Source organism: Rheinheimera sp. B2H12, assembly GCF_059620065.1.
This window is the reverse complement of record NZ_CM184363.1, coordinates 5,071,503-5,085,856: the sequence shown is the minus strand read 5'-3', so window position 1 is coordinate 5,085,856 and position 14,354 is coordinate 5,071,503. Positions and strand designations below refer to the sequence as shown.

General features: G+C 57.6%; 2 protein-coding genes and 2 pseudogenes (1 of these 4 only partly in view). All 4 read right to left on the bottom strand.

The genetic code is table 11. The features are described from left to right. Nucleotides 1-46: 46 nt before the first annotated feature. Nucleotides 47-6,811, bottom strand: a complete 6,765-nt coding sequence (locus tag AC53GJ_RS21240) for an amino acid adenylation domain-containing protein (RefSeq protein ID WP_496732833.1) — start codon at nt 6,809-6,811, stop codon at nt 47-49. A 114-nt stretch (nt 6,812-6,925) separates the two neighbouring features. Further along, a pseudogene (locus AC53GJ_RS21235) lies at nt 6,926-8,308 on the bottom strand (amino acid adenylation domain-containing protein); the annotation flags it as partial. A 174-nt stretch (nt 8,309-8,482) separates the two neighbouring features. Continuing rightward, a pseudogene (locus tag AC53GJ_RS21230) lies at nt 8,483-10,012 on the bottom strand (condensation domain-containing protein); the annotation flags it as partial. Continuing rightward, nucleotides 10,012-14,354 carry the final stretch of an amino acid adenylation domain-containing protein gene (locus tag AC53GJ_RS21225; RefSeq protein ID WP_496730402.1) on the bottom strand. The gene runs 5,581 nt beyond the window's last position, so 4,343 of the gene's 9,924 nt are visible here — the last part of the coding sequence; its start codon lies beyond the right edge, outside the window; its stop codon occupies nt 10,012-10,014. The gene AC53GJ_RS21225 and the pseudogene AC53GJ_RS21230, both read right to left, overlap by 1 nt.

Genomic DNA, 14,354 nt, shown 5'->3' with positions numbered 1-14,354 from the left:
TGTCACTCATCACACAGCGGGTCAATCAGCGTTCAACTGCGGCCGCTCATACCTCCCAGAGTTCTTCTTCGCTGCTTGCCAAATCCACAGTGATCAGGCTGTGTTGCAGTCGCAGTTCGTTATCGATCAGATCAGCAACCTGACTGATACTTTCGCATTCAAACAACGATTTCACCGAAATGTCAGCCGCAAACTGTTGTTTGATTGCGGTCAGCAAACGCATCAGCAACAATGAGTGGCCGCCAAGTTCGAAAAAGCCAGCACTGACACTGATCTGCTCGGCTGATAACCCGAGCAAATTTGACACCATAGCAACTAGCTGATGCTCGGTCTGGGTGGCAGGTGCGATATAGGTCTCACTGCTGACAGTCACCGCCGGTAAGGCCCGTCGGTCCACCTTGCCATTGGCCGTTAATGGCCATGCCTCCACCAATACCAGCACCGATGGCACCTGATAGGCCGGTAACACCGCGCTCAGCGCCTCCCGTAACCGACGCATCTCGTCGCCCTGCGCCGCGTCAGCGAGCTCGACATAACCGACCAGCCGCTGCCGCTCATGCTCAGCGACCACTAGGGCTTTGCGCACCCCTGGCAATTGCTCCAGTGCATGACTCACTTCAGCAGGCTCCACCCGGTAGCCGCGGATTTTCACCTGCTCATCCAGCCGACCGACATATTCCAGCTCGCCAGCGCCGTTATAGCGCACCAAATCGCCTGTTCGGTACCAACGACGCGCCGTATCCTCGCCCCACAGGTGCTGGACAAAACGCTCCATCGTCCACTGCGGCTGATTTAAGTAACCGGTTGCCACGCCCTGTCCACTGACATACAACTCGCCGCTCATGCCCCAGGGGACGGCGGCGCCCCAGGCTGACAACACCCGGACCCGCTCACCGCGCAGTGGCGTGCCTATTGGTACGCCAGCACGATAAGTGCGGCCGGGTTGGAGCACGTGGCAGCAGCTAAAGGTGGTGTTCTCGGTCGGGCCATAGCCGTTGATGATAACGGCCTGAGGTAACCGGCGCTGCACCCGCTCGACGGCCTGCACATCGAGCACATCGCCACCTGCCAGAATGTAGGACAGGGCTAAATCCTCGGCGCACTCACTGCTCCACTGGGTAAAGAGGCCCGAGGTCAACCACAGAGCGGTGATGCCATAGTGCCTGACCACGTCATTGAGATTCTGCACCGACAACTGCTCGTGCGGATAAAACACGCAGCAGCCGCCATTGAGCAGCGGTCCCCAGAGCTCCAGCGTGGAGGCATCAAAGGCGAGGGGAGCACATTGCAAAAACACCGTGTGCTGGTGCAGCGGCATAAAGTCCTGCCCCTGCACCAGCCGGACCACGGACTCGTGCCGGACCTGCACGCCCTTAGGCTGGCCGGTCGAACCGGAGGTATACATCACATAGGCTTCATCGGCAGCAGTACTGACCGTATCAGTGTGCCCTGTATGCGGTTGCTGCCAGGTGAGTGTTTCATCGAGCACCAGTTGCGCACATCCGAGGGCGGCGAAGCGGGAGACGAGGGCGCTTTCGGTCAGCACCACCTTCAGTGCGGTATCCTGCAGCATAAAGGCCAGTCGATGGTCTGGATAGTTTGCATCGAGCGGTACATAGCTGCCACCGGCTTTTAAGATGCCAAGCAGCGCGATGGCGACCCATGGGCTGCGTCCGAGACAGACGCCGACGCGCTGGCCTGGTTGCACGGCATAGGTGGTTTGCAGGTAATGGGCCAGTTGGTCGGCTTGTGCATTCAGGGCGGCATAACTCCAGCGCTGTTGTTGCCAGACCACAGCGATGGCTTCGGGCTGCCTGGCGACCTGTGCAGCAAACAGCTGATGAATACTCTGAGTGGCGGGCACAGCCAGCGCAGGCGACTGCCATGTGACGTCCTGTTGCTCAAGCTCCGACAGCGGCAACACAGGCAAGCGCAGCGCTAAAGCTGAGCCTCCCGCTTCCAGTGCGGCGACCAGTCCTTCGAGCGCCACCAGCACATAATCGGCCACCCGGGCTGCGGACACCGACGCCGCCACCTGCAAGTCCAGACTAAAAGCCCTGTGGGCCCCCTGGTCATTGACCGAGACATCAAACGGATAGTTGGTTCGCTCCCGACTGCCCAGCAATTGCAACGCCCCTTCAGCCACTTGTCCCACAGCGCCAGGCGTGTGCTGTTGGCCGCTGTTATGGCGGTAATTGAGCAATGAGCTAAACAGCGGGCTACTGCCCGTGACGGCGCTGTAGCTTTGGGCCTGAGCGAGCGAGACCTGCTCATAAGGCAGCAAGGCTTTGAGCTGACTATCGAGCTGTTGCACCAACGACAAGGCACTGTGCTGGGCCAGTTTCACCCGCAGCGGCAGCGTGTTTATCAGCATGCCCATCATCCGCTCTATGCCTGCGATGCCGCCCAGCCGACCCGATAATACGGTGCCAAACACCACATCATCGCGGCCACTGCAGGCGGCGACCACCAGCGACCAGCAGGCATGAAACAGCACCGCCGGACTCAGTTGCTGTGATTTTGCCACTGCCCGGAGCCGGGTCGATAAATCCAGCGGGACCTCGCAGCTGTATTCCCGCACCGCCTGACCATCGCCGAGCACCTGGTCCAGGCCAAACGGCAGGGTGGCACTATCCACATCGCCCAATTCGCGGGTAAAAAAACCGGCCACATCCAGCTGTGACAACTGATGTTGCATCTGCGCGATAAATTCACGGTAAGGTCGGACTGGCGGTAACTCTGCATCCGGTTGCGCCGTCAGCAGTGCCAGCTCTTCCATCAGGATTTCGAGTGAGACGTGGTCCGTCACCAAGTGGTGGAACTTCAGCAGCAGATAACAGCGTCCATCCGTATCCGCTTCAGTTACTTCCAATTGCAACAATGGCGCCTGCTCCAGCGACATGCCGTGCGCAGCGGTGTCGACATAGGCCATAAACTGCGCCTGCACATCAGGGCCGGCAAATGACAAACGCCGGACTGGGATTTGTGCCTGGCGCACCACCACCTGAAGGGGGTCGTGCCGGTCTTGCCAGAATATTGCGGTCCTGAGCACATCATGGCGTGCAGTCAGCTGTTGCAGCTGTTTGAGCAATAGCGGCAGCGCAGCTTCGTCTGGCAGGCTCAGAGTCATCGTACTTACATAAGGGTCGTGCTGCGGATGCAGGCTGTGCACAAAGAGCACGCCTTCCTGCAGCGGCGCTAATGGATAAATATCCTGAATATTGGCCGCTCCGCCTGGGACTTTGGCGCAAAGAGCATCCAGCTCTGGCTGGGTTAACTTCACCAGCGGCAACATCGCTGGCGTTATCGACAGACAGCCTGGCGGGATAAGATTCTCCGGTACGACATAGCGCTCTGCTGATGGAGGTAGCGTCGTGAGCAAAAGGGCCATCGTCTGTAAAACAGGCGCTTTATATAAGGCTTGTGCTGCGACGGGATAGCCCTGCAGCGCCAGCTGGCCTGCCAGTTTCATCAGCAACAACGAATGACCGCCCAGCTCAAAGAAGCTGGCCGTGGCACTGATTTGTGCAAGCGGGATACCGAGCACCTCTGACCAAATCCCCGCTAACAGTTGCTCTGTTTCACCGGCGGGCGCCTGATAACCTCCGCTCGCCTGCACCGTCACTGCCGGTAATGCCTTGCGGTCCACCTTGCCATTGGCATTCAGCGGCCATTCCTGCACCTCTATCAGCACCGCAGGCACCATGTGCTCCGGTAACTTCTGCTGCAGCTGCGCTTTAAGCGCCAACTGCCCGGCATGGCCTGCACTGTTTGCCTTGTAATACCCCACCAGTTGCTGACGCTCACCCGTCCCATGCGCCACCACCAAGGCTGAATCTATGCCTGCCAATTGACCCAGTGCCGCTTCTATCTCGCCCAGCTCTATCCTGAAGCCTCGCAGCTTGACCTGGAAATCCAGCCGGCCCAGATACTCGATGTTGCCGTCAGTGCGGTAACGCGCCAAATCCCCGGTCCGATACAAGCGTTCACTGCTCTTAAAGGAACCGGGCACATAATAGGGGTTCGCGACAAAACGCTCCGCCGTCAGCTCTGGCCGGTTCAGGTAACCACGCGCCAGACCGATGCCACCGATATAGAGTTCACCTGCCGCCCCCACGGGCAGCAACTGCTGATGTTCATCCAAAATGTACAGACTGATGTTCTGGATTGGCTTGCCTATCGGCACACTGGTGGCACAGTCGTTTCGGCAGTCCCAATAACTGACATCAATCGCCGCTTCGGTCGGTCCATACAAATTGTGCAACTCTGCCCAGGGCATCTGCGCTTTAAATGCAGCCACATGGCCGACTTGCAGCGCCTCGCCGCTACAGAACACTTGCCGCACCGACTTGCAGTCACGCAAGCCGCCATGCTCGAGCATTAACCCCAGCATTGAAGGGACAAAGTGCAACTGGCTGACGCCCTGCGCCTGTATCACTTCAGCCAGGTAGGCGGGCTCTTTATGACCTTCGGGCCGGGCCAGCACCAGGCGTGAACCTGTCACCAGCGGCCAGACAAACTCCCATACCGATACATCAAAGCTGTACGGGGTTTTTTGCAGCACCACATCCCCGGCGGCACGGCCATAAGCGTTGTGCATCCACTCCACCCGGTTCGCCAGTGCGCGGTGATTGTTCAGCACGCCTTTGGGCTGACCTGTGGAGCCTGAGGTGTAAATCACATAGGCCAACTGGCCGGCATGGGCGGCTTCATCCACCACATTATGGACCGGCCAATCGGCAAAGCCCCAGGCTTGTTGTGAGACCACGACGGCATCTGATAATCCGAGCTGCGCCATCACGGATAGCTGACTCAGCACCACCTGCACCGACGCGTCTTGCCGCAGATAAGCCAGACGCTGCGCCGGATAGGCCGGGTCCAGTGGCACATAAGCGCCACCGGCTTTGAGAATGGCCCACAGCCCTATCACCATCTCCAGGGAGCGCTCCATGCAAAGCCCGACCAGCACATCGACGCCGACGCCGTGCACGGTTTTCAGATAATGCGCCAGCTGGTTTGCGCGGGCATTGAGCTGGGCGTAACTGAGCGACTGCCCTTCACATTCCACCGCGACTGCAGTGGGGGTCAGTGCGACCTGGGCTTCAAACCAGTGATGAATACAGCGCTCACTGTCAAAGGCGCGTGCGGTGTCGTTCCAGCTCAGCAGTTGCTGGGTCCGCTCTGCATCTGACAGCACTGACAATGCCGCATAAGTATCCGTCGTTTCATGCTCCAGCGCGTCCAGCAAGCCTGATAACGCGCGGCGCAGATAGCCTTCAACCTGCGACACCATCACCCGATTATCGACCTGCAGTTCCAGCGCAAATATCTCTCCATCATCATCCACGGACAGACTGAACGGGTAGTTTGTCCGCTCCTGCGTCTGGAGTATCTGGAATAACTGCTCTTGCACTGCATGGGTCTGAACTTTGGAGTGACGATAGTTCAGCATCGCACTAAACAGCGGCACTTGCCCTGTCACGCCGCTCTGACGCTGCGCATGCGATAGCGATACCTGCTCATACCCCAACAGTCCCTGCAACGACGCATTCGTCTGCGCCAGCAACTCTGATGCGCGTGCCGCCCCCAGTTTGACGCGTACCGGGAGTGTGTTAATCAGCATCCCCAGCATCCGCTCACTTCCCGCGATTTCACTGAGCCGACCCGAGAGCACGGTTCCAAACACCACATCCGATTGATTACTGCAGACACTGAGCACCTTCGCCCACGCCAGGTGGAATAATGCTGCAGCGCTACTCTGATAACGCCGGCTCAATCGTCGCAACCGGGCAGACTCCTGTGCATCCATCTGCCAATGCCGGCCCTGCACCAAAGTGCCATCCCCCAGCACATCGGATAGCCCATAGGGTAATGTCGGCTCCGTCACATCTCCCAGTACCGAGCGGAAGTAACCTGCACTGTCCAGCGTCTGTAGCCGCGCCTGGGTCCGGCCGACAAACTCGCGATAGCTCACCGATGCTCCCGCCACCACTTTGCCACTGAGCACCTGCTCGAGCTCAGCCATCAGCAGCTCCAGTGACACATGGTCCGAGATTAAGTGATGCTCACTGAGTACCACATAACTGCGGCCTGCCTGGCTATGTGCAACCTCCAGCTTCAGCATCGGGGCCACTTCCACATCCAGCCAGCCGCCTTCTGTTGCGACATAGGCCTGCACTGCATCGCGTACCGTTGCATCATCGCCCTCAAAGGGCAGCGAAGCCACGCGAAGGGGTGCTTCCCGTTGCACCACTTGCACCGCTTGGGCCCGGCCACGCCATAACACCGCAGTCCTTAACACATCATGCCGCGCTATCAGTTGCTCCAGCGCCCCGACCAGACGCGTGACATCCGCCGCCTGCTCAAATGCCAACACGCTGCGGGTGACATAGGCATCTTGACCGTCACTCATGGTATGCACAAACAGCACGCCTTCCTGCAGCGGTGCCAACGGATAGATATCCTGAATATTGGCGGCGCCACCTGGTACCCGCTCGCATACCCCGTCTATCTCGGCCTGACTGAGCGACATCAGCGTGACCATCTCGGGCGTAATTCGCTCACAACCTGCGACTATTCCATTGGCCACTACTTGCTCGGCCACAACCAGCGGCGCCACCACTGCCGCCATCTCCTGTAAATTCGCCGCGCCAAATAACCGCTGCACCGGCGCCCCTAACCCGACATCCCGCAGCCGGCTCACCAGTTGCATCAACAGCAGTGAATGGCCCCCCAGCGCAAAAAAGTTACTGTCCCGGCCTATCTGCTCAGACGGCACCGACAGCAATTCTGCCCATATTGCTGCCAACATCACTTCCTGCGACGTCTGCGGGGCTTCTCTGGCCTCTTCCTGCAGCAGGTGCGCTTGCGCCACCAGCGCACGTTTGTCCACCTTGCCATTGACGGTCAGTGGTAATGCATCGACCCAGCCAAATCGCTCCGGCATCAAATAGGCCGGTAACATCCCCTGCAATAACCGGCGCACCTCCTGCAACCGCGCCTGCTTATCTCCTCCAGCGGTCAGTTGCACATAGGCCACCAACTGCTTCTCATGCCCCCGCACTTGCTGTGCCAGCACCACGGCGGCTAACACGCCTGCGAGCTGCCTCAGCTGTTGCTCTACCTCGGCCGGCTCCACTCGATAACCGCGGATTTTAACCTGCTCATCGACACGACCGACAAACTCCAGCTCACCATCCTGGCCTATCCGGACCAAATCACCGGTCCGGTACAGTCGCGGACTGCTGGCCGGATGACCGGCTTCATAGAACCGGTTTGGCACAAAACGGGCCGCCGTCAGCGCCGCTTGCCCCCAATACCCCAGTGTGACGCCTTCGCCGCCAATATAGAGTTCCCCCACCACTCCGGGTGGACACAAGGCCCCATCCGATGACAGGACCAGGCAACTGGTATTGACATTGGCACGGCCTATCGGCACTGCGCGCTCGCTGTGATAACCATCCACCAGCTGGTAGGCCGATGCTATCACCGTTGCTTCTGTTGGCCCGTAGGTATTAAACAGAGTCAGCCCGGCCGGTAACCGCGCCACACTGCTGCGCTCGAGCGCCTCTCCCCCCACAATCACCAGACGCAGAGGCGTCTGGGCTTCATCACACAACCGCAGCTGGTGCCAATAGGCCGTTGGCAGACTCGCGACCGTGACGCCGTGGCGGCGGCAGAACGCGACAAACCCGGCGGCGCTGTGCTGCATCTCATCATCCCGCAGCACCAGCGTAGCGCCTTGCGTCAAGGCACTGACCCATTCCTCGACAAAAATATCGAAGTTCATCGTCGAGAACTGCAGCACTTTATCGGCGGGCCCAACGCCATAACGACGGACACAATGCTGGCTGAAGTTCTGCAGGTTGCGATGACTGACCATCACGCCCTTGGGCGTCCCGGTGGAGCCCGAGGTATACATGACATAGGCCAGCGTCGGCTGAGCGCTCAGTGCCGGTGCTTCATTGGGATAGAGCGCAAAATCGCCCTCGCCAGTGTGCGCCTGACTCAGCGCTGACAGACTCAAGCCTGCCACGCCTGCGGCTGACCAGAGGGCGATGTCCTGGTCTGCGCACAGCACCAGTTTGAGGCCGGTATCGGCGACTATCTGCTGGAGTCGCTCCGCTGGGTAAGTCGGGTCAAGCGGTACATAAGCGCCGCCTGCTTTTAATATTCCCAGCACCCCGGCGAGCAGCTGTGCAGAGCGTCCGAGGCTTAACCCGACCAGGGTGCCGACCTGGACAGCCCCTGATTGAACCAGGAGTTGCGCCAGCCGATTCGACCACGCTTCCAGCTCAGCGTAGCTCAGGCTGCCGCCGTCCCAACACAAGGCCAGTTGTTGCGGCGCAAGCTTCGCCTGCTCTGAAAATGCCTGGTGGATCCCCCCTGACGCCACCGGCATCACTGGGCCATAGCTCGCGCGCAATAACGCTTGCTGCTCCTGCTGTCCTATCAATGGGATATCCGCGAGCGACTGCGCCGTTTCGCACTGCAGTAAACTGTCCAGTACTTGCGTAAAGTGCCGCTGTAGCGTTTCAATGTAAGCCCGATTAAACAACACGGCATCAAAGGTCCACTTGATTTCAAATCCGTCATTGAGCTCGGTCACATCGATATCCAAATCAAATTTTAGTGACACAATTTCCTGTTCGTAAGGCTGTAATGACAGCCCCGATAATTCGGCAGGCGCAGCCCCATTCGGCATGGCGACGGCAAAGTCGCTGTTCATCGACAACATAATCTGAAACAGCGGATCAACGGCCAGGCTACGTTCAAGCTTTAACTGGTCCACTAAGTGATCAAATGGTATTTCCTGATGTGCCAAAGCATCCTGATGTACCTGCCGTACGTGCGCCAGATAGGTCGTCACATCCGGCTGCGCTGTGTTCAAACGCAGCACCAGATTGTTGGCGAAGAAGCCAATCAAAGGCGCTGTTTCAGCCTGTAGCCGGTTCACCACCGGCGTGCCAATCACAATGTCATGGCTGTTGCTGTGGCGAGACAGCACCAGCGCGAGTGCCGCATGTAACACCATAAACGGCGACATCGCCCATTGACGTGCTCTGTGTTGCAGCCGCTGCCCAACAGCTGCCGGCAGCAGTGTTGCGTAATAATCGCTTTGACCAGATTTAACCGCCGCTCTTGGCTGTTGCAAAGGTAATTGGTGGACCGCTGGAACACCCTGCAACTGCGCAAGCCAGTAATTCACTTGTTGTTGGGCGGCCGGACTTCGCTGCCATTCGTGCTGCCACATCGCATAGTCGCTATATTGAACTGGCAACGGTGGCAACACTGCATCAAGGGAATGTTCCACGGCTTGATACAAAGTTACAAACTCCTTGCTCAATACCTCCATCGACCAGCCATCCGATGCGATATGGTGCATATTGAACAGCAATACCCCTTGCTCAGCCCCTAAGTTGTCAGTTTCCAGTCTGATATAACTGGCGCGGATCATCAGATCCTGCTCAAGATCAAAAGGCGTCTGCAACTCTTCATCAATCAGCTGTTGTAGCTGTTGCTGACGCTGCTCAGAGGGCAATTCGGCTACATCGTGGAAGCGCAGCCTGACCGGACTGGCAGGATTGACTTGCTGCACTGGCTGGCCATCCTCACTGAGGTACACAGTCCGCAGGATCTGATGACGACTGACGATCACGCTAAGGACCTGCTCCACTCTTTCAATGTCAAGACAGCCAAGGGTGCGCAGCAACAGTGGCATGTTATAACTGGCATCATGTTGTAACTGGTCAATAAACCACAAGCGCTGTTGTGAAAACGACAGTGGCCATACGCCTGTGAGTGGCAGGGATTGGGGCTGGATCTGTGCTGATGCAGCAACTGGCATTTGTTCGGACAAGTAATCGAGCAATTCCGTTTTATAGGTCCGGATCAACTGTGCCAGTTCGCTGGTAACAGCGCCAGGCTGCGCTTCCACCACCAAAGAGTCATGCTGTGCCTTGACTAAAATGTCATGCTGCTGTAGCAGATCGATAATCTGTTCGGCTTTCATTAAAAAACAATCCTTTCTAAGTTATTAGTTTTTTCCAGTTTTTCACTTAAGGCACGACTGGCCTGTAAACGATCGATATATGCGCCCTGTAGCTGAACAGAATGATGTTTAAACACTGTTTTGACCGTCAGACGATGACCAGCCTGTTGTTCTATCGCTTTGAGTAAACGCAGTAGCAACAACGAATGACCGCCCAGCTCAAAGAAGCTGGCCGTGGCACTGATTTGTGCAAGCGGGATACCGAGCACCTCTGACCAAATCCCCGCTAACAGTTGCTCTGTTTCACCGGCGGGCGCCTGATAACCTCCGCTCGCCTGCACCGTCACTGCCGGTAATGCCTTGCGGTCCACCTTGCCATTGGCATTCAGCGGCCATTCCTGCACCTCTATCAGCACCGCAGGCACCATGTGCTCCGGTAACTTCTGCTGCAGCTGCGCTTTAAGCGCCAACTGCCCGGCATGGCCTGCACTGTTTGCCTTGTAATACCCCACCAGTTGCTGACGCTCACCCGTCCCATGCGCCACCACCAAGGCTGAATCTATGCCTGCCAATTGACCCAGTGCCGCTTCTATCTCGCCCAGCTCTATCCTGAAGCCTCGCAGCTTGACCTGGAAATCCAGCCGGCCCAGATACTCGATGTTGCCGTCAGTGCGGTAACGCGCCAAATCCCCGGTCCGATACAAGCGTTCACTGCTCTTAAAGGAACCGGGCACATAATAGGGGTTCGCGACAAAACGCTCCGCCGTCAGCTCTGGCCGGTTCAGGTAACCACGCGCCAGACCGATGCCACCGATATAGAGTTCACCTGCCGCCCCCACGGGCAGCAACTGCTGATGTTCATCCAAAATGTACAGACTGATGTTCTGGATTGGCTTGCCTATCGGCACACTGGTGGCACAGTCGTTTCGGCAGTCCCAATAACTGACATCAATCGCCGCTTCGGTCGGTCCATACAAATTGTGCAACTCTGCCCAGGGTATCTGCGCTTTAAATGCAGCCACATGGCCGACTTGCAGCGCCTCGCCGCTACAGAACACTTGCCGCACCGACTTGCAGTCACGCAAGCCGCCATGCTCGAGCATTAACCCCAGCATTGAAGGGACAAAGTGCAACTGGCTGACGCCCTGCGCCTGTATCACTTCAGCCAGGTAGGCGGGCTCTTTATGACCTTCGGGCCGGGCCAGCACCAGGCGTGAACCTGTCACCAGCGGCCAGACAAACTCCCATACCGATACATCAAAGCTGTACGGGGTTTTTTGCAGCACCACATCCCCGGCGGCACGGCCATAAGCGTTGTGCATCCACTCCACCCGGTTCGCCAGTGCGCGGTGATTGTTCAGCACGCCTTTGGGCTGACCTGTGGAGCCTGAGGTGTAAATCACATAGGCCAACTGGCCGGCATGGGCGGCGTCATCCACCACATTATGGACCGGCCAATCGGCAAAGCCCCAAGCTTGTTGTGAGACCACGACGGCATCTGATAATCCGAGCTGCGCCATCACGGATAGCTGACTCAGCACCACCTGCACCGACGCGTCTTGCCGCAGATAAGCCAGACGCTGCGCCGGATAGGCCGGGTCCAGTGGCACATAAGCGCCACCGGCTTTGAGAATGGCCCACAGCCCTATCACCATCTCCAGGGAGCGCTCCATGCAAAGCCCGACCAGCACATCGACGCCGACGCCGTGCACTGTTTTCAGATAATGCGCCAGCTGGTTTGCGCGGGCATTGAGCTGGGTGTAACTGAGCGACTGCCCTTCACATTCCACCGCGACTGCCGTGGGGGTCAGCGCGACCTGGGCTTCAAACCAGTGATGAATACAGCGCTCACTGTCAAAGGCGCGTGCGGTGTCGTTCCAGCTCAGCAGTTGCTGGGTCCGCTCTGCATCCGACAGCAAGCCTATTTGACTTAACGGACGCTGCAAGTCCGCGTCGGCTACCTCTATAATGCCAGTCAGTGCCATTTGCAGATGTTGACCGAGCAGTGCGATCCGGGCTTCACTGAATAAAGCCAGGTCATAAACCCAACGCAATTCGACCTCTTGCTCTCCCCAGTTCACATCAATTTCAAGGTCAAAAGGACTCAAGGCTGTCGTCTGCTGGTAAGGGGTCAGTTGGACGTTTTCAATCGCCAAGTCGCCCTCGCTTCGCTGCGTGAATCCCTGATCCATGGTCAGCAAAATTTGAAATAGTGGGCTGTAGGCCGCCGAGCGCTCCACTTGCAGTGCTTCAACCAACTGCTCAAAAGGCAGTTCCTGATGCGATAACGCCGCTGCATGCACGCGTCTAACCTGGGCTAAATACGTTGCCAGACTGCAATCGGCCGTTTGAAGCCGCAGCACCAGAGTATTCACAAAAAAGCCCATCACCGGTTCCAACACTGCCAGATGCCGGTTTGCTACAGGTGTCCCCACAACGATGTCAGTCTGATTACAGTGTCTGGTCAGTACCAGGGCCAGTGCTGCATGCACCAGCATAAATGGTGTTAACTGGCTGCGTGCAGCCAGCGCAGCTATTTGCTTTGCAAGCGGTTGTGGCAAACTCGTCCGCAGCACCTTTGCCGCGAACTGTTTGTATTCTGGTCTGGGTTGATCAGGCTGCAAACCGTGCAACAGCGGCAAACCCGCTAGTTGCTGCTGCCAGTAACCCAGTTGCCGAGCCAGTCGCTCTTCTTGCTGTTGTCCACGCTGCCAGTGGGCATAGTCCAGATACTGCACGGCCAACTCAGGCCATGGCGCAATGTCTGTCTGAGCGCACACGATTTGGTAACACCGGACAAAATCCGCCGCCATGATTTCCATCGACCAGCCGTCGGTCGCAATGTGGTGAATACAAAAACTCAACGCCGCCCGCTTGACGGCGCCGTCCCCCGTCTGCTCCAGCGCGATATATGAAGCCCGCAGCATCAAGTCAGCCTCAAGTCTGAACGGTCGGGCGCAATCTGCTGCCAGCCAGTCAGCCAGTGCCTGCTGCTGGCGTGGTAGCGGCACCGCCGTGAGATCGTGATACTGCAACCGAACCGGCTGAACTGCGCGGATATGCTGCTGTGGTCCCTGCCCGTGATCAGCATAAACAGTGCGCAGCACTTCATGTCGCGCGACCAGTAACGTCAGTGCTTGTTCCAGCTTTGCCGTCTCCAGCACGCCATCCACCAAAAAGACCTGCTGGATGTTGTATTCCGCTGATCCCTCGTTCAGTTGATCGATAAGCCACAGACGCTGCTGGGCAAATGACAACGGATACCAGCCATCAACACTCCTGGTGACCACCTGTAGCGCTGGCACAGGTAGCGCCTGCTCACTTTGCAAAATTCGGTCAGCCTGCAACCGGATAGTGCCGGCGGAGAAGACGTCGCTGACACTGAGTTCAACTGCCAACTGTTGCCTGATGCTCGCCAATAACCTGATCAGCAGTAACGAGTGACCACCCAGTTCAAAAAAGTGCGCATCTATGCTGATCTCAGACAGCGGCAGTCCCAACAGCTGGCTCCAGATCTGTAACAACTGCTCCTCAACGCGCCTTTCAGGCGCAGCATAAGCAGTATCAAGCTGATCGAGGCTAAAAGCAGGCAGCGCTTTTTTGTCGACCTTGCCATTGCTGGTTAGCGGCCATTGCGTCACCTGGATCACGGCCGCCGGCACCATATAAGCGGGTAACACAGCCTGCAACTGACGCCTGATTTGACTGCCCCAACCCTGCGGTGTATCGCTCGCTGCCGCCGCTTTGGCATAAGCAATCAATTGTAACTGCCCGTCCGCAGCAGCGACGGCAAGTACGACTGTGGAGTCAATACCGCTGCACTGAGCAATACGAGCTTCGACTTCACCAAGTTCAATACGATGACCACGGATCTTCACCTGATCGTCCTGCCGTCCCAGATACTCCAGTTGTCCGGCCTGATTGTAACGCGCCAGATCGCCCGCTTTATACAGCCGTGGCCCCAACCAAGGGCTTTGCAGATAAAATGGATTGGTAACAAACCGCTCTGCAGTCAGCTCGTCACGATTCAGGTACCCCTGGGCCAGACCAGCGCCACCAACATAGATCTCTCCGGCACAGCCATAAGGCACCAGTTGCATCGAAGCGTCGAGGAGCAGAATAAATTGATCGCGTAACGGCCGCCCAATCGAAATCGGCGCCGCAGGCTGGAGTGGTTGGTAGGTAACATGCACTGTTGTTTCTGTAATGCCATACATGTTGATCAATTGGGTCGGCTGGCTGGAGAAATGCTGCCACCATAAAGCAAGGTGGCTATCGGTCAGGCCCTCACCACCGAACACGACATAGCGCAACGTCGACAACTGTTGCTGTGACTGCAACAGATATTCGGTGAGTTGTCGGA

Bases quoted from the DNA above. Each gene is read 5' to 3' on its own strand.
- AC53GJ_RS21240 (WP_496732833.1), bottom strand. From the start codon at position 6,811: ATGTTGGCAGCAATATGGGCAGAATTGCTGTCGGTGCCGTCTGAGCAG.